The 22,124-nt window shown below is 61.9% G+C and carries 24 protein-coding genes and 1 tRNA gene; 14 read left to right on the forward strand and 11 right to left on the reverse strand.

Translation table 11 applies throughout. The annotated features are described in order from the left end of the window. The first annotated feature begins 56 nt into the window (after positions 1-56). From alaC to H621_RS0107220, 4 genes are all read left to right on the forward strand, one after another. Positions 57-1,256 (forward strand): alanine transaminase, encoded by a 1,200-nt coding sequence (gene alaC / locus H621_RS0107205; protein ID WP_028942730.1) that lies wholly within the window; start codon positions 57-59, stop codon positions 1,254-1,256. Between the two features lie 195 nt (positions 1,257-1,451). Further along, positions 1,452-1,823, forward strand: coding sequence for a YkgJ family cysteine cluster protein (locus tag H621_RS0107210; RefSeq protein ID WP_028942731.1), 372 nt, complete (start codon positions 1,452-1,454; stop codon positions 1,821-1,823). Between the two features lie 65 nt (positions 1,824-1,888). Further along, positions 1,889-2,449, forward strand: coding sequence for a GNAT family N-acetyltransferase (locus H621_RS0107215; protein ID WP_028942732.1), 561 nt, complete (start codon positions 1,889-1,891; stop codon positions 2,447-2,449). Beyond that, a complete protein-coding gene (locus H621_RS0107220; protein ID WP_036989555.1) occupies positions 2,449-3,006 on the forward strand; it encodes a hypothetical protein in 558 nt (185 codons plus the stop codon). Before H621_RS0107215 ends, H621_RS0107220 begins: the two co-directional genes overlap by 1 nt. Here H621_RS0107220 and H621_RS0107225 read toward each other — a convergent pair. Continuing rightward, positions 3,003-3,482 (reverse strand): DMT family transporter, encoded by a 480-nt coding sequence (locus tag H621_RS0107225; protein ID WP_028942734.1) that lies wholly within the window; start codon positions 3,480-3,482, stop codon positions 3,003-3,005. The two genes, H621_RS0107220 and H621_RS0107225, sit on opposite strands and share 4 nt — an antisense overlap. An 89-nt stretch (positions 3,483-3,571) precedes the next feature. Between H621_RS0107225 and H621_RS26980 the strand changes: the two genes are divergently transcribed. Both H621_RS26980 and H621_RS0107235 read left to right on the forward strand, forming a co-directional pair. Next, a complete protein-coding gene (locus H621_RS26980; RefSeq protein WP_051270475.1) occupies positions 3,572-4,492 on the forward strand; it encodes a LysR family transcriptional regulator in 921 nt (306 codons plus the stop codon). Positions 4,493-4,589: 97 nt separating this feature from the next. Next, entirely contained in the window at positions 4,590-4,958 is a 369-nt protein-coding gene (locus tag H621_RS0107235) for a lysozyme inhibitor LprI family protein (RefSeq protein WP_036989557.1), read from the forward strand. Between the two features lie 11 nt (positions 4,959-4,969). Here the strand turns inward: H621_RS0107235 and mnmH are convergent, their stop codons facing one another. Both mnmH and selD read right to left on the reverse strand, forming a co-directional pair. Beyond that, positions 4,970-6,073 (reverse strand): tRNA 2-selenouridine(34) synthase MnmH, encoded by a 1,104-nt coding sequence (mnmH, locus tag H621_RS0107240; protein WP_028942736.1) that lies wholly within the window; start codon positions 6,071-6,073, stop codon positions 4,970-4,972. Then, positions 6,073-7,107 carry a selenide, water dikinase SelD gene (selD, locus tag H621_RS0107245; RefSeq protein ID WP_028942737.1) on the reverse strand — a complete coding sequence of 345 codons (1,035 nt, stop codon included), beginning with the start codon at positions 7,105-7,107 and terminating at the stop codon, positions 6,073-6,075. Before selD ends, mnmH begins: the two co-directional genes overlap by 1 nt. Before the next feature lie 122 nt (positions 7,108-7,229). On the opposite strand from selD, the gene H621_RS0107250 reads away from it, so the two are divergent. Genes H621_RS0107250 through phnE form a run of 4 tightly spaced genes read left to right on the forward strand, consistent with a single transcriptional unit; the run spans position 7,230 to position 10,463 of the window. Next, positions 7,230-8,084 (forward strand): putative selenate ABC transporter substrate-binding protein, encoded by an 855-nt coding sequence (locus tag H621_RS0107250; protein WP_028942738.1) that lies wholly within the window; start codon positions 7,230-7,232, stop codon positions 8,082-8,084. Next, positions 8,081-8,875 carry a phosphonate ABC transporter ATP-binding protein gene (locus H621_RS0107255; RefSeq protein ID WP_028942739.1) on the forward strand — a complete coding sequence of 265 codons (795 nt, stop codon included), beginning with the start codon at positions 8,081-8,083 and terminating at the stop codon, positions 8,873-8,875. The genes H621_RS0107250 and H621_RS0107255 overlap by 4 nt, the downstream gene beginning before the upstream one ends. Beyond that, positions 8,869-9,699 (forward strand): PhnE/PtxC family ABC transporter permease, encoded by an 831-nt coding sequence (locus H621_RS0107260; protein ID WP_028942740.1) that lies wholly within the window; start codon positions 8,869-8,871, stop codon positions 9,697-9,699. Before H621_RS0107255 ends, H621_RS0107260 begins: the two co-directional genes overlap by 7 nt. Next, a complete protein-coding gene (gene phnE / locus H621_RS0107265) occupies positions 9,696-10,463 on the forward strand; it encodes a phosphonate ABC transporter, permease protein PhnE (protein ID WP_028942741.1) in 768 nt (255 codons plus the stop codon). Before H621_RS0107260 ends, phnE begins: the two co-directional genes overlap by 4 nt. Before the next feature lie 23 nt (positions 10,464-10,486). Here the strand turns inward: phnE and H621_RS0107270 are convergent, their stop codons facing one another. From H621_RS0107270 to gabP, 7 genes are all read right to left on the reverse strand, one after another. After that, on the reverse strand, positions 10,487-11,152 hold the full coding sequence (locus H621_RS0107270) for a hypothetical protein (RefSeq protein WP_028942742.1): 666 nt from the start codon (positions 11,150-11,152) through the stop codon (positions 10,487-10,489). 145 nt (positions 11,153-11,297) lie between these two features. After that, on the reverse strand, positions 11,298-13,841 hold the full coding sequence (locus H621_RS0107275; RefSeq protein ID WP_028942743.1) for a TonB-dependent siderophore receptor: 2,544 nt from the start codon (positions 13,839-13,841) through the stop codon (positions 11,298-11,300). A 112-nt stretch (positions 13,842-13,953) separates the two neighbouring features. After that, a complete protein-coding gene (locus tag H621_RS0107280) occupies positions 13,954-14,946 on the reverse strand; it encodes a FecR domain-containing protein (protein ID WP_036989559.1) in 993 nt (330 codons plus the stop codon). 5 nt (positions 14,947-14,951) lie between these two features. Then, positions 14,952-15,461, reverse strand: coding sequence for a sigma-70 family RNA polymerase sigma factor (locus H621_RS0107285; RefSeq protein ID WP_105641246.1), 510 nt, complete (start codon positions 15,459-15,461; stop codon positions 14,952-14,954). Positions 15,462-15,557: 96 nt separating this feature from the next. Beyond that, positions 15,558-16,448, reverse strand: a complete 891-nt coding sequence (locus H621_RS0107290) for a bestrophin family protein (protein WP_028942746.1) — start codon at positions 16,446-16,448, stop codon at positions 15,558-15,560. Between the two features lie 76 nt (positions 16,449-16,524). After that, entirely contained in the window at positions 16,525-17,001 is a 477-nt protein-coding gene (locus H621_RS0107295) for a GNAT family N-acetyltransferase (protein ID WP_028942747.1), read from the reverse strand. Positions 17,002-17,067: 66 nt separating this feature from the next. Then, positions 17,068-18,468, reverse strand: coding sequence for a GABA permease (gene gabP, locus H621_RS0107300; RefSeq protein WP_028942748.1), 1,401 nt, complete (start codon positions 18,466-18,468; stop codon positions 17,068-17,070). A gap of 300 nt (positions 18,469-18,768) precedes the next feature. Here gabP and H621_RS0107305 point away from each other — a divergent pair, with 300 nt between their 5' ends. Together H621_RS0107305 and sodC are read left to right on the forward strand one after the other, a co-directional pair. Continuing rightward, the gene (locus tag H621_RS0107305) at positions 18,769-18,960 is read left to right on the forward strand and encodes a YhfL family protein (protein ID WP_028942749.1); all 192 of its coding nucleotides are present in this window, start codon (positions 18,769-18,771) and stop codon (positions 18,958-18,960) included. Positions 18,961-19,153: 193 nt separating this feature from the next. Continuing rightward, positions 19,154-19,666: a superoxide dismutase family protein gene (gene sodC, locus H621_RS0107310; protein ID WP_028942750.1), complete on the forward strand. Its 513-nt coding sequence runs from the start codon at positions 19,154-19,156 to the stop codon at positions 19,664-19,666. Between the two features lie 66 nt (positions 19,667-19,732). Here sodC and H621_RS0107315 read toward each other — a convergent pair. After that, positions 19,733-19,817 (reverse strand) — tRNA-Leu (locus H621_RS0107315). A gap of 108 nt (positions 19,818-19,925) precedes the next feature. Between H621_RS0107315 and queA the strand changes: the two genes are divergently transcribed. Next, entirely contained in the window at positions 19,926-20,975 is a 1,050-nt protein-coding gene (gene queA / locus H621_RS0107320) for a tRNA preQ1(34) S-adenosylmethionine ribosyltransferase-isomerase QueA (RefSeq protein WP_028942751.1), read from the forward strand. 14 nt (positions 20,976-20,989) lie between these two features. Beyond that, positions 20,990-22,105 (forward strand): tRNA guanosine(34) transglycosylase Tgt, encoded by a 1,116-nt coding sequence (gene tgt / locus H621_RS0107325; protein WP_167332098.1) that lies wholly within the window; start codon positions 20,990-20,992, stop codon positions 22,103-22,105. Positions 22,106-22,124: the final 19 nt, after the last annotated feature.

Here is a 22,124-nt window from a genome sequence, read left to right on the forward strand (position 1 = left end):
CCGCAGTGGCCAACGTCGCTCGGACGGTTCCGGGCGCTTACGTCTTCGAGGAAGCCATGGCTGACCAAGGTTCGCCGCGCCGCTTTGCGCGCATTGATCGTCTCCCCCCCTACGTCTTCAACATCACCGCCGAACTCAAGATGGCCGCACGCCGTCGTGGCGAGGACATCATCGACCTGAGCATGGGCAACCCCGACGGGGCCACGCCGCCGCACATCGTTGAAAAGCTGGTGCAAGTCGCCCAGCGTGAAGACACCCACGGCTACTCGACCTCCCGCGGTATTCCACGCCTGCGCCGGGCGATTTCGCGCTGGTACAAGGATCGCTACGAGGTCGAGATCGACCCGGAAAGCGAAGCCATCGTCACCATCGGCTCCAAGGAAGGCCTGGCGCACCTGATGCTCGCCACCCTGGACCATGGCGACACGGTGCTGGTGCCCAATCCCAGCTACCCGATTCATATCTACGGCGCAGTGATTGCCGGGGCCCAGGTGCGTTCGGTGCCGTTGGTACCGGGTGTGGATTTCTTCAATGAACTGGAGCGGGCGATCCGCGAGTCGATCCCCAAGCCGAAGATGATGATCCTGGGCTTCCCTTCCAACCCGACCGCGCAGTGCGTGGAACTGGACTTCTTCGAGCGGGTGGTGGCCCTGGCCAAGCAGTACGATGTGCTGGTGATCCACGACCTGGCCTATGCCGACATCGTCTACGACGGCTGGAAGGCGCCTTCGATCATGCAGGTGCCGGGCGCCAAGGACATCGCGGTGGAGTTCTTCACCTTGTCCAAGAGTTACAACATGGCTGGCTGGCGTATCGGCTTCATGGTTGGCAACCCTGAACTGGTCAGCGCCCTGGCGCGGATCAAGAGCTACCACGACTACGGCACCTTCACCCCGCTGCAGGTAGCTGCCATTGCCGCCCTCGAAGGCGACCAGCAGTGTGTGCGCGATATCGCCGAGCAGTACCGCCAGCGTCGCAACGTGCTGGTCAAGGGCTTGCACGAGCTGGGCTGGATGGTCGAGAACCCCAAGGCGTCCATGTATGTCTGGGCGAAGATCCCCGAGCAGTATGCCCACCTGGGCTCGCTGGAGTTTTCCAAGAAACTGCTGGCCGAAGCCAAGGTCTGTGTGTCGCCGGGCATCGGCTTTGGTGACTACGGTGACGATCACGTGCGCTTTGCCCTGATCGAGAACCAGGACCGTATCCGCCAGGCGGTGCGGGGTATTCGGCAGATGTTCCGCAAACAGCAGTCGTAAAAAATCGCGGGGCAAGCCCGCTCCCACAAGGCGTGTGGGAACGGGCTTGCCCCGCGATCCGTTCAACCGGCTTCAACCGCCTGTCAGAAGCCAATTATTTCTGCTTAACCCCCCTTCTCAAAGCGTTGCCGAAGCATAGAATGGCGGCGGGTTTCCTCCCAATAACGATAATCTGCCCCCCGTCTTTTTCTCATCATGTCCGATAATCCTTGCTTGAACTGCGGCGCCTGCTGCGGGTATTTCCGTGTGTCTTTCTTCTGGGGCGAGTGTGAGTCGGCAGGTGGTGTGGTGCCCGACGACCTGGTGGTCCAGATCAACCCCACCCGTGTGGCGATGATCGGTACCGACAGCAAACCCTGCCGCTGTATCGGCCTTGAAGGCGAAATTGGTAAAGGGGTGAGTTGCTCCCTTTACGAGAAGCGCTCCACGCCTTGCCGTGAGTTCGAGGCTGCCTGGGTCGATGGCAATGCCAACCCCAGTTGCGATGCGGCACGTGCGGCCTATGGCCTGCCGCCGCTGGAAGCCAACGAACCGATCTGGCCGGATGAAGGGGCCGAGGTCGCCTGAGGGGCGTATCACATTAAGGGTGAGGTAGACTGTGCGGCTTTTCGGCAAGAACAGGAGTTCTACCCGTGTCGCACCCCTATGCCTTTGCTCAGGACCTCAGCCTGCTGACTCCGCGTTTGCAGTTGCGCCCCATGGGCAGCGACGATGCCGCGGCCTGGTTTGCGATCATGGCCGATCCGCAGGTCATGCGGTTCTGGAATCACGCCCCCTGGCGTGAGCTGGCCGAAGCCCAGGCGGCCTTGGCTGTCGATCGCCAGGCTTATGCCGAGGGGCAATTGTTCAAGCTCGGGATTTACCGTCGTGACAGCGACGAGCTGATAGGTATGTGTCAGTGCTATCACATTGAAGCCGAGTCGCGCCGTGGCGAAATCGGCTACTGCCTGGCCAGTAATGCCCAGGGCCAGGGCTTCATGGGCGAGGCGCTGGAGCACTTCGTCCGGTACCTGGGGCAGGGCTTGAACATGCGCCGCCTCGAGGCCGAGATCGATCCGCGCAACCAGGCTTCGGCCCGCACCCTTGAACGGTTGGGCTTTGTGCTGGAAGGCACCCTGCGTGAACGCTGGTGCGTGGGCGGGGAGTTGTCCGATTCGGGGCTCTACGGGCTGTTGCTTGAGCGGACGGTGTGATGATTGCACGCCGCTACATCTCGATCACGCTGCTGCTGTTTTTGGCTTGCCTGAGCTTCAACGCCCTGTACCTCAGTGGCGGGGGTCGCTTGCATGCGTTGCAAGCGTTGTTGTACGGCCCTTGGGGCATCGTGTTCGGTATGTATGGCTGGTTCGCCAACCCGCTGCTGGGGTTGGCAATCCTGTTGCACCGGCGCTGGCGCTGGTTTTCGTTGCTGCTGGGGCTCTGCGCTCTGGGGCTGGGCTTAAGCAGTCTTGGCATCGAGCGGGTACCAGACAACCGCAGTTATGACTTCCTGAACCTTGAGCATTTCGCTCCAGGCTTCTATTTGTGGCTGTTGTCGATCCTCGGGTTTTGCCTGGGGCAGGCCTGGTGGTGTCAAAAGGCGCGTCAAGGCCTGGCGGTACCTGGCTGGCACTGGCCGGACGCTGCCCTGGCGGTGGTGCTTGGGCTGGTGGTCCATTTCGCCCTACAGGCGCCCAGCCTCAGGTTCGAAATCGACCGGGCGCTGGCGCCGCCACCCTATGTTCAACCCTCGACCCCCAACGCCATCTAGCGGGACGTCGAGGTCCCCCACTGCACCACCAGCATGCCCACCACGATCAGGCCGACACCTGCCAGGCGCAGGCCGTTCACCGGCCGCTCCGGCAGGCCCATCAGCCCCCACTGATCGATCAGCAACGAAGACAATACCTGGCCTGCGATCACGCAGACGATAAAGCCTGCAGCGCCCAGGCGCGGCGTCAGTACCAGCGCGGCGGTGATGTAGGCCACACCGGCCACGCCGCCCAGCCATGCCCACCACGGCGCCTGGGCCAGCGCGCCGACCTGCGGCAGGGGGGCACGTAGCACCAATAATGCCGGGATCACCATCAACACACTGACCCCAAGCGACACCAGCGACGCCCACAAGGGGTGCCCCAGCAGGCGGCCCAGTGCTGCGTTACTGCCCGCCTGAAACGGCACGGCGGCACCCGCCAGCAAGGCAATGACCAGGGGGAGCAAGGCAGCAGGGGCGAAAGACAGGTTCATGGCAAGACTCCTTGTTGGTGGCTTGGTAAAGTCTTCGGTATTCGCTTTGATAATGGAAATTAAAATGCTGCACAGGAGCTATTCGCCTGATGGATGATCTGCGCCGTATTGATTTGAACCTGCTGCTGACCCTGCATGCCCTGCTGGTTGAACAGCATGTGTCGAGGGCCGCTATTCGCCTGCACCGCAGCCAGCCGGCGGTCAGCCATGCGCTGGCGCAATTGCGTGAATTGTTCGGCGACCCGTTGCTGGTGCGTCGGGGTGGACGATTGCAGGCCACGGCCCGCGCCCAGGCACTGATCGAGCCTTTGCAGCAGGCGCTGGCGCAGCTCGACGGGTTGATCGCCAGCCCAGGTTTCGACCCGGGCAAGGCACGGCGAACCTTTCGCCTGGCGATGTCGGACTATGGGGCCCGGGTGGTGTTGCCGGGGCTGATGAAAGTGCTCAGGCAAGAGGCTCCGGGGATCGACCTGGTGGTCATCCAGGGCAGTCGGGAAGCGATGCTGGGGCATTTGTTCGATGGCGAGGCGGACCTTGCGCTGGGTGTGTTCCCGCAACTGTCGGCCGAGCTTCGGGTCGAGACCTTGTTCGAGGAACGTTTCACCTGTGTAGCTGACCGCAGCGTATTGCCTGCGCGTGGCGGCCTGGGGCTGGAGGACTGGCTGGCGCGGCCGCATGTGCTGGTGGCGGTACGTCCAGGCATCGACAACGAGATCGACCTGGCCCTGGAGGGCATCGGCGCCCGCCGCCGGGTTGCCTTGGCGCTTCCGCATTGGGCGGCTGCCCAGGAAGTGGTCGCCGGCACCGACCTGATTCTCACGGTGGCGCGGCGTAGCCTGGACAGCGGCAAGCTGGACCCGCGCCTGCGCCGCTTCGAGCCGCCGTTGCCGATCAAGGCATTCGCCTTCCAGCAGGCCTGGCATCAACGCCGGAACGGCGATGCCGCCCACCAATGGCTGCGCCAAGCCTGTAGGAGCGGCGGTGCGACGTCTCGACTTGCCCCGCGATAGTGACTTTGCAGGCACACCGCATCGCGGGGCATGCCCGCTCCTGCAGGGGGAATTCGGTTATTGTGGCGGGCCCATTCGTTTACAAGGAGTTCACCTGATGAAGCTTCTGCTGGCCATCGCCCTGCTCAGCGTCATAGCGCCTTTGGCCACTGCCAACGACGCCTTCAGCCAATGCATGAGCAGCGCCCAGACAACCCTGGCCATGAATGACTGCAACGGCGCCGAGATCAAGCGTCAGGACACCCGCCTGAACGCCGCCTACAAAGCCGCGATGGCGGGTCTTGAAGCAGAGCAGCAAGGCAAGCTGCGTGAGGCCCAGCGGCAATGGATCAAGTACCGTGACGCCAATTGCGGCCTGTACTTCAGCCTTACCGGCGGCACCATCGATCAGCTCAATGGCGCAGGCTGTGTGCTGAACATGACCAAGGCCCGGGCAGACGAATTGCAGAGCCTGCGCGAGCCTTGAGGGCGGGTTAATCAGCGACGGGCGGCGCGGGCACGCAGGTACTCGCGCACCTCGGTGTGGTTGCCGGAGAACTCGATGCGTCCGGCCTTGCTGTCGCGGTGGTAGGCGTACATCGGGTCGTAGTACTCGCTGAGCAGCCCGCTGATCCAGGCACGGTGCAAGGCCACGTCGCCGTTGCGCTGCTGCTCGTCGAGCGCCTGTTGCAGCAATGCCGACAGGCGCTGATAACGCTCGCCGCCCAGGCGCTTGAGGATGTTGTTCATGCTCTGGTTCAGGCGTTCGGCAAACAGCGGGAAGCCTTGCTCGTCACCGTGCAGGGCCACGAACTCGGCGCAAAGGTTGATCACGTAGTCGCCCAGGATCCGCTCGACGCGGTTGTCGAAACTGTCTTCCAGCCACACCAGTGGGTACTGCTGCATGCCCTGATACAGCTCAAGAGGCAGTGAACAACTGCCGACGATGCGACCTTCGTCCTCAAGCACGAACTGCTCGATGCCCCGGGCGCGTTTTTTCAGCACGTCGATGGCCAGGCGGTTTTCGAAGTCGATCTGCGCGGGTTGCGCGGTAGCACGTTTACCGAAGCTGGAACCACGGTGGTTGGCATGGCCCTCCAGGTCGATGGCGTTGTCCAGCAGTTGCAGTACTTCAGTCTTGCCGGTGCCGGTCAGGCCGCCGATCAGCACGAAGTCGCATTCGGCCACGGCGCCCTGGGTGGTCTCGAACAGGAAGTTACGCATGGCCTTGTAGCCGCCAACTACCTTGGGGTAGGCGATGCCGGCTTCTTCCTTGAGCCATTGCTGGGCAATCTGCGAGCGCAGGCCGCCACGAAAACAGTAGAGGTAACCGTGCGGGTTGGCCCGGGCGAACGCGGCCCAGGCGGCAATGCGTTCGTCCTTTAGCTGGCCGTCGACCAGTTGATGGCCAAGGGTAATCGCGGCTTGCTGGCCGTGCTGCTTGTAGCAGGTGCCGACCTTCTGCCGCTCCAGGTCGTTCATCAGCGGCAGGTTGATCACATTGGGGAACGCGCCCTTGCCGAATTCGACCGGGGCGCGCATGTCCATCATCGCTACATCGTTCAAAAACAGTTGGCGGTAGTCGGTGGTGTTGTCACGCATTACAGCACCTCAACTGCATGGCTCTGTCGCTCGACCAACTCGCCGATCGGGGCCAGGTTCAGGCCCAGTTCGGTGGCGACGGCAAGGAACTCGGCTTCACCTTCAGGCGTTACCGCCACCAGCAGGCCACCGCTGGTTTGCGGGTCGCACAGCAGGTGCTTCTGATCATCGCTCAGGGGCGCGATCTTCTCGCCGTAGCTGTCGAAGTTGCGCAAGGTGCCGCCAGGTACACAACCTTCGGCCAGGTAGTGCTCGACGCTCGGCAGGCGCGGCACGGTGCTGTAGGTCAGGCGCGCGCTCAAGCCGCTGCCGTCGGCCAGTTCCACCAGGTGACCGAGCAGGCCAAAGCCGGTGACGTCGGTCATGGCCTTGACACCATCGAGCTTGCCGAAGCGGCTGCCGGGGGTATTGAGGGTACACATCCAGTCGCGAGCCAGGCCCTTGTCCTGATCGCGCAGCTTGGCTTTTTTCTCGGCGGTGGTGAGGATGCCGATGCCCAGCGGCTTGGTCAGGTACAGGCGGCAACCCACGGTGGCGGTGTCGTTGCGCTTCATGTGGCGCTTTTGCACGACGCCGGTCACGGCCAGGCCGAAGATCGGCTCGGGGGCATCGATGGAGTGTCCGCCGGCCAGGGGAATACCCGCTTCGGCGCACACGGCGCGACCGCCACGAATCACTTCGCGGGCGACTTCCGGGGCCAGTACATTGATCGGCCAGCCAAGAATGGCGATGGCCATCAGCGGGTCGCCACCCATGGCGTAGATGTCGCTGATGGCATTGGTGGCGGCGATGCGACCAAAGTCATAGGGGTCGTCGACAATGGGCATGAAGAAATCGGTGGTCGAAACTACACCGCGCTCTTCGTCCAGCGCGTAGACTGCCGCGTCGTCGCGCGAGGCGTTGCCCACCCAGAGGTTCGGGTCCAGCGCCTGGGTACCGCTTTCGGCAAGAATCACTTCCAGCATCTTCGGAGAGATCTTGCAGCCACAACCGGCACCATGGCTGTACTGGGTCAGACGAATCGGCTCGCTCATACGCACCTCGAAAAATCGTGAGGGCCGATTGTAGCAAAGCTGGTCTTTGCGCCGATGACTCTTATAATTCCGGAGCTGGCCTGATGCCGGCTCATTCCCCGCTATTGAACCGGAGAACCCCCATGCTCAAACGTCCCCTGGCGCTGTTCGCCGGCCTCGTGCTGTCTTGCACGTCCTATCTGGCCCAGGCAGCCGACACCCTGCGTGTCAGTGCCATCCCTGATGAAGCCCCCACTGAACTGTTGCGCAAGTTCAAGCCGCTGGGCGAATACCTGGAACAGCAACTGGGCATGAAGGTGCAGTTCGTACCGGTGGCCGACTATCCGGCCGTGGTCGAGGCGCTGGCGACCGACCGTCTGGACATGGCCTGGCTGGGCGGCTTCACCTTCGTCCAGGTTCACCTGAAGAGCCCGACCGCGACCCCGCTGGTACAGCGTGAGCAAGATGCGAAGTTCACCAGCAAGTTCATCACCGCCAACCCCGACATCAAGAGCCTGGCGGATCTCAAGGGCAAGACCTTTGCCTTCGGTTCGATCTCGTCGACCTCCGGCAGCCTGATGCCGCGCTACTTCATGCTCAAGGACGACAACATCAAGCCTGAAAGCTACTTCAGCCGCGTTGCCTATTCCGGTGCCCACGATGCCACTGCCGCCTGGGTGCAGGCGGGCAAAGTCGATGCCGGTGTGCTCAACGCCAGCGTCTGGGACAAACTGGTCGCCTCGGGCAAGGTCGATACCAACAAGGTCAAGGTGTTCGCCACCACCCCGAGCTACTACGACTACAACTGGACCGTGCGCGGCAGCCTCGACCCAGCCCTGAAAGAGAAGATCAAGCAAGCCTTCCTCGCCCTCGATCCTGCCAAGGCGCAAGACAAGGCGATCCTCGACCTGCAGGCGGCCAGCCGTTTCATTGAAACCAGCCCGGACAACTACAAGGGCATCGAGGAGGCTGCTCGCGCTGCTGAGCTGCTCAAGTGACCATTGCGCTTAAAAGCGCCAGCCTGCGCCATGGCCAGGTCCAGGCGCTGAATGAAATCGACGTGCAGATCGGCACCGGCGAGCGGGTGGCGATCATCGGCCCGTCGGGTGCCGGCAAATCCAGTTTGTTGCAGTTGCTGGCCAGCGCCATCGCACCCAGTACCGGCAACGTCGAACTGCTCGGCGAGGCGCCCTGGCGGTTGTCGGCCTCGGCTCGCCAGCGCCTGCGCGCGCGTATCGCCCTGGTACACCAGGCGCCGCCGTTGCCCCCGCGCCAACGGGTGGTGACAGCGGTACTGGCAGGGCGGTTGGGGCAGTGGAGCACACTGCGTGGCTTGCTCAACCTGCTGCACCCCTCGGACATTCCCGGGGTGCGCGAGGTGCTGAGCAGCCTTGGCATGGCCGACAAGATCTTCGCCCAATGCGGGCAGCTCTCCGGAGGGCAGCTACAGCGGGTCGGCATCGCCCGGGCGCTGTACCAGCAGCCGGAACTGCTGCTGGCGGACGAACCGGTGTCGGCCATGGACCCGGTACTGGCCGACCACAGCCTTAAAGTCCTCAACAGCCATGCGCAGTCTCGTAATGTGACCCTGGTGGCCAGCCTGCACGCCGTGGACCTGGCGCTGGCGCATTTTCCCCGGGTGATCGGCATCCGCGAAGGGCAGGTGGCATTTGACCGGCCTGCTGCCGAAGTCTCAAGCGAGATGCTCGATGCCTTGTACGCCAACGAGCACCTGGCCTCGCCGGTGTTGCCACTACCGACCTTGAACCTGCAGATTCCACGATGCTGAAGGCCGCCGCCAATCGCGATCCGGCAGCGCTGCCACGGTTGCTGCTGACCCTGCTGGCGATTGCCGTGCTGTGGCCGGGTATCAACCTCAGCGAGCTCAATCCAGGCGTGTTGCTGCAGGCCGACAACCGTCGTGAGATGGGCAATTTTGTCAGCGCCTTCTGGCCGCCGGCCCACGATGCGGCATTTCTGGAACTGCTGCTGGAGGCCACGCTGCAGACCCTGGCAGTTGCCACGGCCGGCATGGCCCTGGCCTTGTTGCTGGCGATCCCGGCGAGTCTGCTGGCCAGTCGCGCGTTGTCGATGGGCGCCGCCTCCCGTGGCGGACGCCTGGGGTTCTGGTCCCGGACGGTGCGTCTGCCGGTGCGCGGTCTGCTGATTTTTTTGCGCAGCGTGCCGGAGATCGTCTGGGCGTTGCTGTTCGTCCGCGCGGTAGGCCTGGGCCCCACCGCCGGGGTGCTGGCCATCGCCATTACCTACAGCGGCATGCTCGGCAAGGTGTATGCGGAGATCTTCGAGTCGGTCAACCAACGCCCGGCCCATGCTCTGTTGCAGGCCGGCAGCAGCCGCTTGAGTGCGTTCTTCTACGGCATCCTGCCCGATGCGGCCGCGGAGCTGGTGTCGTACACGGTGTACCGCTGGGAATGCGCAATACGCGCTTCGGTGGTGATGGGCTTTGTGGGGGCGGGTGGCTTGGGCCAGCAGATCGACCTGTCGATGCGCATGTTTGCCGGCGCCGAGGTCGCGAGCATGCTGCTGGCGTTCCTGGTGCTGGTGTGGCTGGCTGATCAGCTCAGCCGATTGTTGCGCGGGAGGCTGGCATGAAACGGTTGATCAACGCCTCGCTGGTGCTCGCACTGGTGGCTGCAGTGCTGGCGTCGTTCGCCTACTTGAGCCTTGATCTGCAGGCTTTGTTTGGCAATGGCGGCCTGGGCCAGATGGGCGCCTATGCCGTACGATTTCTCAGCCCGGACCTGAGCTCGGAGCACCTGCGTGCGGTCGGCAAGGGCGCACTGGAGACCCTGGCCATGTCCGGCCTCGGCACCTTGCTCGCGGTGGTGCTGGGCATGCTGCTGGCCTTGCCGGCTGCGGGGCGCTTCGGCTGGCCGCTGCAGGGGGCTGCGCGTTTGCTGCTCAATGGCTTGCGGGCGATCCCCGAGCTGGTCTGGGCGGCGCTTACTGTACTGGCGGCTGGCCTTGGCCCGAATGCAGGCACCCTGGCACTGGCCTTGCACACCTCGGGCGTGCTGGGCCGGTTGTTTGCCGAAGCCCTGGAAAACGCCCCGCCCGAACCCGCCGCCGCCATCCGTTTGCAAGGTGGCAGCCAGGTGACTGCGTTCTGCTTTGGCACCTTGCCCAACCTCTGGCCGCAGTTGCTGGCCTACAGCCTGTACCGCTGGGAGAACAATATCCGCATGGCCAGTGTGCTGGGCTTCGTCGGGGCGGGCGGCCTGGGGCAGATGCTCTACACCACCCTGAGCCTGTTCCAGGAAGCCCAGGCCAGCACCGTGATCATCGCCATGCTGGTGCTGGTGTTGCTGGTGGATGCCTTGAGTGATCTGCTCCGGCAGCGCTTCGTCCGCGCGTAGGCGCGGGCGCACCGCGAAGTGTTCTAGCCGGGCTTCAAATCATGACAAGCCCATTCCAGGTAGCGAACCAGCCGTCCCTTATGCTGCCTGTACTCGCTGACCATCATCAGCAACATCACAAACAACAGCAGCGCAAGCAGAGCCAGTACCATCGCCAGGTCACCGTTCTGGAACTGCCATAAGCGCGTCAGCTTGGTTTTCTCCACCGCGAGGGCGGCCAGGAACGTCATCAGCCATACAAACAGCGTGTTCTGCATCAGGTTCAGCGGCTTGTACGGATGGCCTGAAATTTTTCCGAATTCAACCATACGGGCGATCTGGTCCACGTCTGTACCGGTGCGTTTGAGTGCATCGAGAAAATGCGCGTAGTGCAGATAGCTGTCGCGTTGCAGGAAGGGTTGATCGGCGATGGCGTGGCGTTGGTAGTGGTCGAAAAAGTGCTGGCCGGCAAAATACTCCCGAGCAAGAAACAGCGCCCAGGTGTACAGGCCGGTGCAGGCCATCAGCGCGAAGGACCCCCACGGATGACCGTACACCGAATCGGCCGCAAGGGGAATCAACCCGCCTAACAGCACCGCCGCCCAGGCAGGCAGCAAATGCAGGGCAAATGGATTGCTACAGATGGCGCGCCAGTATTTGGGTCTGCTGCTTTTGTAGAGCTGCAGCATTTCGCTCCATTGCTTGAACATCAAAACCTCGCGGTAAAGTGGCTTACTCAAGGTTAACGGCCGAAATCGCAATGCCTGTAGGACCGGGCTTGCCCCGCGATAGCGATCCATTCGACCCATCGCATCGCAGGGCAAGTCGCACCGCCGCTCCTGCAGCAAAGCCTGGTCAGAACGCGCCGCGCACTGTCAGCATGAAGTTGCGCGGTTCGCCGTAGTAGTTGCCGTACTCCGAGGTGCCCACCGTGGCGTAGTAACGACGGTCGAACAGGTTGTTGCCGTTGACGGCCACGGTCCAGTTTTCATCGACCTTGTACTCGACCATGGCATCGTAGACGGCATAGCCGCTCTGGGTGAAGTCGTAGGGCTTCTCGTTGATCACGTTGCCTGCGGCGTCGAAGTTGTAGGCCGTGCCTTTGACGTAGTTGCTGCTCTGGATGTTCACGCCACCCCCCATCCGCCAGGCCGACCAGTTGTCCGGCAGGGTGTAGACCGACCAGAGTTTGAACAGGTGCTTGGGCGTAATGCTGGTGTAGTCGCTTTCTTCGGTGCGGTTGTCCATCAGGTTCAACGTGTAGCCGGCGATCACCTCCAGCCCCGGAAGCACCTCGCCCGTGGCCTCAATGTCGATACCTTTGCTGATCACCTCGCCCTGGCCGATGAAACAGCATGAGCCGCTGTAGCTGAAGGGGGCCTGAGGGTAGGCCGGGTCTTGCATCGCTTCGTGTTCGCGCTTGGTATAGAACAGGGCGGTGGTCAGGTTCAGCGCGCCGCCGAACAGTTCACCCTTGACGCCCGTCTCGTAGGTCTTGCCGGTCATGGCCTCGACCGCCGAGCTGTTGCCTACCGGGCCTTCGAGCTTCTGGGCCTGGGGCTTGAATACTTCGGCATAGCTGGCGTAGGCCGACCATTCATCGTTGAGGGCGTAGATCAGGCCACCGTAGGGCACCACCTTGGTCGGTTCGCGATGGTTGATCTCCGACTGGTAGGTCCACACGTCGTTGGCCTTGGTCTGGTAGGCCTGCTCGTATTTATAGCGCTGGGCGCGGGCACCGATGATCAGTTTCAGCGGGTCGCTGATCTGCAGGCGCAAGGTCGAGTACAGGCCATACTGCTCGCGGGTGTTGGGGCTGTAGTCGCGCCAGTAGTCATGATCGGAGGCGTCCGAGGTCAGTGGTGTCGACTGCGGGTCCCAGAGGTTGATCAGGCCGCCTTTGCCGACCATGCCCCGGGCCGCTCGCCAGCGGCTGGTGACCTTCTGGTAGTCGGCGCCCAGCAGCAGCTGATGCTCGCGGCCGAAGGCCTCGAACGTACCCGAGAGGTTGACGTCGAACACTGACTGCTTGCTCCACGACGAGACATAGCTGCCCCACCAGTACGGGCCGGTATTGGTGGTCTCGTCCACCGAGCCGTAGGGAATCACGCCTTCGGTGTCGGCATTGTCGTAAGAGTAGGTGTAGGAGGTGTTGAGTCTCCAGAACTCATTGAACTGATGGTCGATCTTGGCGAACAGTTCCTTGGCATAGCCGTCCATGTAGGCCTGGTTGGTGGTGTACCAGGTGTGGCGTGGCAGCTTGACGTCGCCACCGGTGCTGTAGCGCGGGAGGCCGTCGCCGGTGCCGTTCTCGTGGGTTTTTTCGTAACTGCCACCGACGGTGATCATCGTGGCGTCGGTCAGGTCTGCTTCGAGAATGCCGTAGATGAACGGCTTTTCGGTGCTGCGGTTATCCATGAAGTACTGGCGGTCGGTGTAGGCGGCGACCATGCGCCCGCGCAGCTTGCCGTCAAAGGCCAGCGGGCCGGTGACGTCGACCTCGCTGCGGTAATTGTCCCAGGAGCCTGCCGAGGTATTGAGCTTGAGCTGGTACTGATCCATCGGACGCTTGCGTACCATGTTGATGATGCCGCCCGGGTCACCGGTACCGCCCAGCAGGCCGGACGAGCCGCGCAGTACCTCGACGTGGTCGAACTCGGCCAGGTCGTAGATCTTGTCGCCGTAGAAGGTACCGATGCCCGAGCCGATGTCCATCGGCGCGGCGCCGTCGATCTGGATGTTGTCGATGCCAAAGCCGCGCGAGGCGAACTTGGGCAGGCGGAAGTTACCGTTTTTCACGGTAATACCAGGCGTGCGTTTCATGGCATCGGACAGGTTGGTCATGCGCAGGTCTTCGATGGCCTGCTGGCTGATCACCGAGATCGACTGCGGGGTGTCCTTGATGCTGATCGGGGTCTTGGAGCCGACGCTGGTCAAGCCGGTGGTGTAGGAGCCTGAGTTCTCGGTGGCCTCACCCATGCCTTGGCCCTGGATGGTGGTCGCGCCGAGTTCCAGCGCGGTGCCGATGGTGACGTGGGGCACCAGCAGGTAGCTGCCGTCGGCTTGTTGTTCGGCGCTGTAGCCACTGCCGGCAAGGACGTGGGCCAGGCCTTCGGCGACTCCATAGTGCCCCTGCAGGCCTGAACTGACCTTGCCAGCGGTGAGCCGGGCGTCGGTGGACAAGGCGATACCTGCCTGGCGACCGAACTGGCCGAGCACCTGGTCCAGGGGCCCGGCTGCGATGCTGAAGTTCGTCCCCGCTTGCTGTTGTACTTCGCCGGCCTGTGCCGCTGGCGTCACCAGACAACTCAAGCTCAACCCGCCGATCAAGGCCAGGCTTAGCCGGGAGGCACGGGTGATGGCGATGGCGCGGGCCAGCGGGTGGGGACGCAGGATCATGACAAGTTTCCGTGTTCAGAGGAGTGGGCCGCACGTAGAGGGCGGGATTTCCTCTAAGCCAAACGAGAATGAGAAACCTGCCGATTTATTTCATATATTTTTTGCTGCCGTTTCAGGCGCGTGTGGTCACCGTGATCCAGTACGGGGTGCGCCGTTGCAACTGCACCGGCAAGCTCTTTTCCAGCAGGGCAAAGATCTGTTCGATGTTGTTCAACGGGAAGGAGCCGGTCAGGTAGAGATTGGCGACGGCCGGGTCGCAGCGCAGTATCCCGACGTGATAGCGCGATAGCTCGGTAATGAAGTCGCCCAGGCGCATGCGCTGGGCGACGATAAACCCGTCGATCCAGGCCGTTGTGCTTTGATCGAGCGGATGGGGTGGGGCGACGCCGTACTGATCGATACGGGTTTGCTGGCCGCTCGGGATCAGTTGCTCGATACCGGCGGCAACAGGCCTGGCAGCGACCTGGCCGCTGCTGACAGCCACGAACGTACCACGGCCGGTGGGTTCGCTGCGCACGTTGAAACGGGTGCCCAGCGCTCGCAGCCGCGCTTCGGCGGTGTCCACAATCAAGGGACGATTGTCGTTGCGGCTCGCACTCAGAACATCCAGTTCGCCTTGATGCAGTATCAGCAGGCGCTGGCTGGCGCTGTAGCGCACATCCAGTGCCGTACGGGTGTTGAGCCAGACCTGCGTGCCATCGGCCAGGGTGTGGTGGCGGCGCTCGCCGGTGCCGGTGTGATAGTCAGCCAGCGCACCTTGCAGCCACAGGCTGTCACGCGACTCCCAGGCCGTGGCGCCGATCAGGCCGAAGCCAACGAAGGCCTTGAGCAATTGGCGGCGATTGGCATTCAGGGTGCGGGTTTGCTGCAGGGCGGTGCGGGCCACCGGGGTGCTCAATTGCCGGGCGCGTTGTTGCAACTGCAAGGGGATGCCCGCCAGGCGTTGCCAGGCACGCTCGTGATCAGGGGCGGCCTGGCGCCACAACTGCAGCTCGAGATGTTCGTCGGTCGTCATATCGCCCGATTGGGCCAGTGTGAACCAGGCAATCGCCTGGTCACGGACGGCGGGTGCAATCGGTGATTGATCGGGCCCGGGGAGTGACATGGCGCTCACTCGTACTGACTGGCGTAGCACAAGGCAAAAGCCTTGCTCATGGACTTCTGCACCTGGTCGATACTCAGCCCCAGCTGCACGGCAATTTGCTTGTAGGTCAGGCCGTCGAGCTGCGACAACAGGAAAATCTCCCGCGCCCTGGGGCCCAGGCCGTGCAGCAGCGCATCGACTTCCACCAGGGTTTCAATCAGCAGGTACTGGTCCTCGGCAGACAATGCCAGGGCTTCGGGCTGCGCCGCCAGCGCCTCGGCATAGGCACGCTCCACGGCCTGGCGCCGCCAGCGGTTGACCAGCAGACCATTGGCGATGGTGGCCAGGTAGGCCAGGGGCTGGCGCAACTCGCTGATCGGCTGGCGCGAACGCATCACCCGCACGAAGGTGTCCTGGGCCAGATCGTCGGCATCGGCACTTTCGCCCAAGCGCTTGCGCAGCCAGTTGCGCAACCAGCCGTTGTATTCGAGATACAGGTGTTCGACATCCCGCGGCAAAGACTTGGGCATTTCCATGAAAGTGCAAGCGCCAGTATGTTACTGATAATTGTTCTCAATGCTACTGGAGGCTGCAGGAAAGATGCAATGGCTGCCAGGAAAGGACTTGTACGGCTACAAGACTGGCTCTCCACTCTGGGCATCACGCTGCATCGACTCCAGGTTCCGCTCGATCGTTTCACAGATCGCATCCATCTGGATCTGATGTTCACTGAGGCGAAACGGACTCTGCAGGTCGGTACCGATTCGCTCGATTGCCAACAGCATGAAACCCACCACAGTCGAGGCCAGAGGGGTAAACCAGCCCAGCGATTCGACCAGCCCGATCGGCACGATCAGGCAGAACAGCGAAATGAACAGCCGTGGAAAATACACGTAGGGGTAGGGGAGCGGGGTGTTGGCAATACGCTCCATACCGCCCTGGCTGTTGGACAGGTCCACCAGGGTCGATTCCAGCCGTGCCAGGCGAATGCTGTCCAGGCGCCCCGCCTTGTACTCACGGGCCAACAAGGTCGCGGAGCCGGTGAGGATGTCGTTGGCGAAGTTGTTCGAGCGACTGCGACGTTCGAACTCGTCGGGCGGGATGAAGGCCATCAGTTCATCCGGACACGGCTCGCCGCGCAGGTGGGCGGCCAGGCAATTCACATAGGCAATATGCCGTCGCAGCAATGTTGCCTTGATCGGATTGACCCCATCGCGCTCATCGTCGATCAGGGTCAGCACTTGGCGAGCGAAGCTGCGGGAGCTGTTCACCAGGCCTCCCCACAAGGTCCTTGCCTCCCACCAGCGGCTATAGGCACTGCTGTTACGAAAACTTACCAGCACCACCAGCGCCGAGCCCAGCAGGGTCAGTGGCATCAGCGGCAGGGTGAACTTGCTGTTGAAGAACAGCATGAAGTCGATGGTGACCAGCACGTCCCAGATAAGCAGCCAGAACAGCGACCAGCCGACGTAGCCAAGCGTCTTGACGATCAAGCGGTATTTGCGGGCGATGGCGTTTTTCACTGGAGAACCTTGAGCGGCGAATGCACAGGATCGGACGCCGATGCGCGCTCAAGGTTCGCTGCAGTTCATCGATGCGCTACAGCACTTGCTTCATCTGCACCAGCGCAACCCGCGTGCTATCAGGGCCCTGGCGTTCCTCGATGGCAAAGGGCACGAATCCCAGTTGAGGGTAGAGCAACAGCCCGGCGGTATTGTGGTTGAAACATGACACCCAGAGTTCGCGGGCCTCGAACTGGCTACGGGCAAGATCGATCATGCACTGCACCAGGTAACGCGCCACGCCATGACCACGGGCAGCAGGCGCCACCACCACATTGCCCAGGGCACAGATACCGCCGACTTCTGCCTTGTAGAAGTTGGCAAAGGCCAGGACCGTGCCGTCCCCCTCCACCACGGTGGACCCGCTGCGCTGGGCGATGGCCTCGCTCAGTTGCGCCGGTGTCAGCGGATACCGGGCCTTGGGGAACATGTAGAACAATTCGTCCGGGCCTTGTGGAAGGCAGCAGAGGGCGGGGATGTCCTGGGCCTGGACGGGGCGATGGCTCAGTTGCATAAGGCGACTCGTTCAAGGAGGGGCGTAACGGGGATCGTAAACACAATCCCTGATCCACCTTCAACCCTAGACGGCCGAGCGAATCCTTGCTGGCTGCCCGTGCTGGCGAGTCAGCACGATGCCGAGGAGGGAAATGGCCAGTGCCAGACCAATGGTGGTGGTTACCTCCGCGCGATGTTCCGGCGTCACCAGCATCACACCGAGCGCTGCGATAATAAAGACGATGACCGCGTAGGTAAGCCAGGGGAACAGCCACATCTGGAATTCGAGCCGTACATTCTGCCGGCGCAATATCCTGCGCATCCTCAGTTGGGAGACGGCAATGACCAGGTACACCAGCAAGGCAATGGCGCCGGAGCTGGCCAAGAGGAACTGGAACAGCCCGGCAGGGGCGAAGTAGCTGACTACGGTGATGACCGCACCCAGCACCGTGCTGGCGATGACCGCTGTCCGCGGAACACCGGCAGACGAGGTGACTTTTACACGTTTTGGCGCCTCGCCGCGCTTACCCAGTGAGTACAGCATGCGCGAAGCAATGTAGATCGAGGAGTTCATGCAACTGGCCACGGCGACCAACACCACTACATCCATCATGAACTTGGCGTGGGGAATATTCATCAACTCCAGGGCGCGTTGGTAAGACCCTACTTCCGCCAGTAGCGGGTCATTCCAGGGCACGATGGAAATAATCACGGCGATCGACAGCAAGTAGAACACGCCGATACGCCAGATCACCGAACGGGTGGCCTTGGCAATGTTCTTGGCCGGGCTCCGGGATTCGGCAGCGGCAATGGTTACCGCCTCTGTGCCGATAAAGCTGAACATCACGGTAATAAACGCGCCAACGACTGCAGAGAGGCCATTCGGTGCAAAGCCGCCTTGTTCATCCAGCAGTCGGCTGAGGCCGCTTACTTCTCGTTCGGGCACCCAGCCCATCAGCACCGCAAAGCCCAGGCTGATAAAGGCGATGATTGCGATGACCTTGAACATGGCGAACCAGAACTCGAACTCTCCGTACTTCGACACACTGAAAAGATTGGTTGCGGCCAGGACAACGATCGACAGCAAGGCAAATAACCAGGTGTCGATTTGGGGGAACCAGTGGTTGAGTACATGGCCGGCAGCCAGTGCTTCGATGGGAATGACCAGCACCCAGAACCACCAATACATCCAGCCAATGGTAAATCCGGCCCAAGGTCCGATTGCCTGGTCGGCATAGGTGGAAAACGAACCGGTGTCGGGCTTGGCAACGGCCATTTCGCCGAGCATGCGCATGACCAGAATGACAAGGATGCCCGAAAATACATACGCCAGAATGGCCGCAGGCCCGGCGGCGGCGATGGCGTGCCCGGACCCGACGAACAAGCCGGCACCAATGATGCCGGCAATCGAAAGCATGGTGACGTGACGCGGCTTGAACCCTTGCGCCAGCTGACCTTTCGTATCTTCGGAGCCCGGACTGATCATTGTGCTTATTCTCTTTGTTGTTTGATCTTGGGACGTGCTGACTGACGATTAGGCGAACATCACTCCTTCCCAAAGGCCAGGCCACATTACCTAGGTGTATTAACTGGCCGGTTTGTCGAGCGCGCCCCAATCGGGTCCGATCGCGACATGGAGAAAGTTGAAGTTGCGGGGGGGAGGGCAAGTCGCGCAGTTGCAGCGCTGAAGCACAACGTGGACAGTCCGGGAGGTACAAACGATTGATTTGTGTATAATCGCGCCGCTTCCATTAAGGGGGCGCTTCATAAATTAAAGGATTTTTGTATGAAAAAGCTGTTCAAGGTAGCGGTCGCTACTGCCATGGTTTCTGGTGTTGCTCTGCTGTCCGGCTGCACTGGCCAGGTGTACAACCAGCAAAAGAATTGCTCTTACGACTACCTGTTCCACCCTTCGGTTTCGGTATCTAAAGTTATTGGTGGCTGCGGTCCTATCGATAAGCTGCCACAACAGCAGTAATTTTAGAGCGGTACTGACTGGACCCTTTTCGGTTTAGTCCAAGGCCCCCTGCTACGGAAGTAGCAGGGGGTTTTTGTTTATGGCCGAACAGCGCGTGCGCCGGCGGCTCGGAAAATGGAACCCGCAGGGTTGGTCGGGCTCCACAGGAAAGGTGGGACGCTTGGGTTCCACGGCCAGACAATGGAGCTCTACCATGAAAGTACTTTGTTTCACGGCCTTGATGATCGCTGCAGGCGTCGCGCAGGCCCAGACAGTGGAAATCGCCCTGGTGAACGCCGATGGAAGCGCCAAGCCTATAGGCGCTATCACCCTTGAGCAAAGTCGCTATGGCACATTGTTGACACCTGACCTGCGCGACCTGCCGTCGGGTGTGCATGGCTTTCATCTTCATGAAAAACCATCCTGCGAGCCGGCGCTGGTCGATGGCAAGAGCACGCCAGCCGGTGGAGCGGCAGGGCACTGGGACCCTGACAAGACCAAGGCGCACAAAGGGCCCTATGACGACAGCGGTCATAAAGGCGACCTGCCTGCCCTCTACGTGGGTGGCGATGGCAAGGCAACTAACCAGGTACTGGCGCCACGACTCAAAATGGATGAGTTCGAGGGCCACGCGTTGATGGTACATGCCGGGGGTGATAACCATAGTGATCACCCTCAGGAACTGGGTGGCGGCGGGGCGCGAATTGCGTGCGGGGTAGTGCGCTGATGGGTTCGTGAGCGACAAATCGCGCCCACAAAAAAGCCGACGTTGAAGTCGGCTTTTTCATGCGTTTGGTGCCCCGAGGGAGACTCGAACTCCCACTCCTTTCGAAAACGGATTTTGAATCCGCCGCGTCTACCAATTCCGCCATCAGGGCTTGTGGCGGCGGAGTATAAAGAGGTGCCTACCGTTGGTCAATCAGGTTTCATAGTCAATTTTTGTCTTTTCGGCTAAACTTTGCGGCCCTGTCGAACCGAACACCATCATGCGCGTCGCCGATTTTTCCTTTGAGCTCCCTGATTCCCTGATCGCTCGCCATCCGCTGGCGCAGCGCCATAGCAGCCGGCTGTTGACCCTGGACGGGCCGAGCGGGGCACTGGCTCATCGCCAGTTCACCGACCTGCTCGAGCACCTGCGCCCGGGCGACCTGATGGTGTTCAACAATACCCGGGTGATTCCCGCGCGCCTGTTCGGCCAGAAGGCCAGTGGCGGCAAGCTGGAAATCCTGGTCGAGCGTGTGCTGGACAGCCATCGGGTGCTGGCCCATGTGCGTTCGAGCAAGTCGCCCAAGCCGGGTACGCAGATCCTCATCGATGGTGGTGGCGAGGCTGAGATGGTTGCCCGTCACGACACGTTGTTCGAACTGCGCTTTGCCGAAGACGTGCTGCCGCTGCTCGACCGTGTCGGGCATATGCCGCTGCCACCTTATATCGACCGCCCCGACGAGGGCGCCGATCGCGAGCGCTATCAGACGGTCTATGCGCAACGCGCCGGTGCCGTAGCCGCGCCCACCGCCGGGCTGCACTTCGATGAAGAATTGATGGCGAAGATCACCGCCAAGGGCGTGGAAACCGCCTTTGTCACCTTGCACGTCGGCGCTGGCACCTTCCAGCCGGTGCGGGTCGAGCGCATCGAAGACCACCACATGCATAAAGAGTGGCTCGAGGTCGGCCAGGACGTGGTCGACGCCGTGGCCGCCTGCCGTGCCCGCGGTGGGCGGGTGATTGCCGTGGGCACCACCAGCGTGCGTTCGTTGGAAAGCGCAGCCCGCGATGGTGTGCTCAAGGCGTTCAGCGGTGATACCGACATCTTTATCTTCCCGGGCCGGCCGTTTCATGTGGTCGATGCCCTGGTCACCAACTTCCACCTGCCTGAATCCACGCTGCTGATGCTGGTTTCGGCCTTCGCCGGTTACCCCGAGACCATGGCTGCCTACGCGGCGGCAGTCGAAAACGGGTACCGCTTCTTCAGTTACGGTGATGCCATGTTCATCACCCGCAATCCGGCGCCGCGTGGCCCCGAGGATCAAGCATGAGTCGCACCTGTCGTATGTCCTTCGAGTTGCTGGCCACCGACGGCAAGGCCCGTCGTGGTCGCCTGACGTTCCCCCGTGGTGTGGTCGAGACCCCGGCGTTCATGCCGGTGGGTACCTATGGCACGGTCAAGGGCATGCTGCCCCGGGACATCGAGGCCATCGGCGCGCACATGATCCTGGGCAATACCTTCCACCTGTGGCTGCGCCCGGGCACCGAGGTAATCAAGGCCCACGGCGACCTGCACGATTTCATGAAGTGGCAAGGCCCGATCCTCACCGACTCCGGTGGCTTCCAGGTGTTCAGCCTGGGCGCCATGCGCAAGATCAAGGAGGAGGGCGTGACCTTCGCCTCGCCGGTCGATGGCTCCAAGGTGTTCATGGGCCCCGAGGAGTCGATGCAGGTCCAGCGTGACCTGGGTTCGGACGTGGTGATGATCTTCGACGAATGCACCCCGTACCCGGCCGATGAAGACGTTGCCCGTGTCTCGATGGAGTTGTCGCTGCGCTGGGCCCAGCGCTCGAAGAGCGCCCACGGCGACAGCACTGCGGCGCTGTTCGGTATCGTTCAGGGCGGCATGCACCAGAACCTGCGCATGCGCTCGCTCGAAGGTCTGGAGAAGATCGGCTTCGATGGGCTGGCCATTGGTGGCCTGTCGGTGGGCGAGCCCAAGCACGAGATGATCAAGGTGCTGGATTACCTGCCGGGCATGATGCCGGCTGACAAACCTCGTTACCTTATGGGGGTAGGCAAGCCGGAAGATCTCGTTGAGGGTGTGCGCCGCGGCGTCGACATGTTCGATTGCGTGATGCCTACGCGCAACGCGCGCAACGGCCATCTGTTTGTCGATACCGGCGTGCTGAAAATCCGTAACGCGTTCCATCGCCATGATGATTCGCCACTGGACCCAACCTGTGACTGCTACACCTGCCAGAACTTCTCCCGTGCTTATTTGCATCACCTGGACAAGTGCGGCGAAATGTTGGGCAGTATGTTGAATACGATCCATAACTTGCGCCATTACCAGCGTTTGATGGCTGGTTTACGCGAGGCTATTCAACAAGGTACATTGGCCGCCTTTGTCGATGCCTTTTACGCCAAGCGCGGGCTGCCTGTGCCGCCCTTGGACTGATGTTCTGTCGATCCCTAAC

It is taken from the genome of Pseudomonas vranovensis DSM 16006, from assembly GCF_000425805.1.
In the GTDB taxonomy this organism is placed as follows: domain Bacteria; phylum Pseudomonadota; class Gammaproteobacteria; order Pseudomonadales; family Pseudomonadaceae; genus Aquipseudomonas; species Aquipseudomonas vranovensis.

Bases quoted from the DNA above. Each gene is read 5' to 3' on its own strand.
- H621_RS0107295 (WP_028942747.1), bottom strand. From the start codon at position 17,001: ATGCAACTGAGCCATCGCCCCGTCCAGGCCCAGGACATCCCCGCCCTC.
- alaC (WP_028942730.1), top strand. From the start codon at position 57: ATGGCTGACCAAGGTTCGCCGCGCCGCTTTGCGCGCATTGATCGTCTC.
- H621_RS0107285 (WP_105641246.1), bottom strand. From the start codon at position 15,461: ATGGAAATGCCCAAGTCTTTGCCGCGGGATGTCGAACACCTGTATCTC.
- H621_RS0107250 (WP_028942738.1), top strand. From the start codon at position 7,230: ATGCTCAAACGTCCCCTGGCGCTGTTCGCCGGCCTCGTGCTGTCTTGC.
- H621_RS0107235 (WP_036989557.1), top strand. From the start codon at position 4,590: ATGAAGCTTCTGCTGGCCATCGCCCTGCTCAGCGTCATAGCGCCTTTG.
- selD (WP_028942737.1), bottom strand. From the start codon at position 7,107: ATGAGCGAGCCGATTCGTCTGACCCAGTACAGCCATGGTGCCGGTTGT.
- H621_RS0107280 (WP_036989559.1), bottom strand. From the start codon at position 14,946: ATGTCACTCCCCGGGCCCGATCAATCACCGATTGCACCCGCCGTCCGT.
- H621_RS0107225 (WP_028942734.1), bottom strand. From the start codon at position 3,482: ATGAACCTGTCTTTCGCCCCTGCTGCCTTGCTCCCCCTGGTCATTGCC.
- H621_RS0107220 (WP_036989555.1), top strand. From the start codon at position 2,449: ATGATTGCACGCCGCTACATCTCGATCACGCTGCTGCTGTTTTTGGCT.
- H621_RS0107305 (WP_028942749.1), top strand. From the start codon at position 18,769: ATGAAAAAGCTGTTCAAGGTAGCGGTCGCTACTGCCATGGTTTCTGGT.
- sodC (WP_028942750.1), top strand. From the start codon at position 19,154: ATGAAAGTACTTTGTTTCACGGCCTTGATGATCGCTGCAGGCGTCGCG.
- phnE (WP_028942741.1), top strand. From the start codon at position 9,696: ATGAAACGGTTGATCAACGCCTCGCTGGTGCTCGCACTGGTGGCTGCA.
- queA (WP_028942751.1), top strand. From the start codon at position 19,926: ATGCGCGTCGCCGATTTTTCCTTTGAGCTCCCTGATTCCCTGATCGCT.
- gabP (WP_028942748.1), bottom strand. From the start codon at position 18,468: ATGATCAGTCCGGGCTCCGAAGATACGAAAGGTCAGCTGGCGCAAGGG.
- H621_RS26980 (WP_051270475.1), top strand. From the start codon at position 3,572: ATGGATGATCTGCGCCGTATTGATTTGAACCTGCTGCTGACCCTGCAT.
- tgt (WP_167332098.1), top strand. From the start codon at position 20,990: ATGTCCTTCGAGTTGCTGGCCACCGACGGCAAGGCCCGTCGTGGTCGC.
- H621_RS0107210 (WP_028942731.1), top strand. From the start codon at position 1,452: ATGTCCGATAATCCTTGCTTGAACTGCGGCGCCTGCTGCGGGTATTTC.
- H621_RS0107260 (WP_028942740.1), top strand. From the start codon at position 8,869: ATGCTGAAGGCCGCCGCCAATCGCGATCCGGCAGCGCTGCCACGGTTG.
- mnmH (WP_028942736.1), bottom strand. From the start codon at position 6,073: ATGCGTGACAACACCACCGACTACCGCCAACTGTTTTTGAACGATGTA.
- H621_RS0107275 (WP_028942743.1), bottom strand. From the start codon at position 13,841: ATGATCCTGCGTCCCCACCCGCTGGCCCGCGCCATCGCCATCACCCGT.
- H621_RS0107270 (WP_028942742.1), bottom strand. From the start codon at position 11,152: ATGTTCAAGCAATGGAGCGAAATGCTGCAGCTCTACAAAAGCAGCAGA.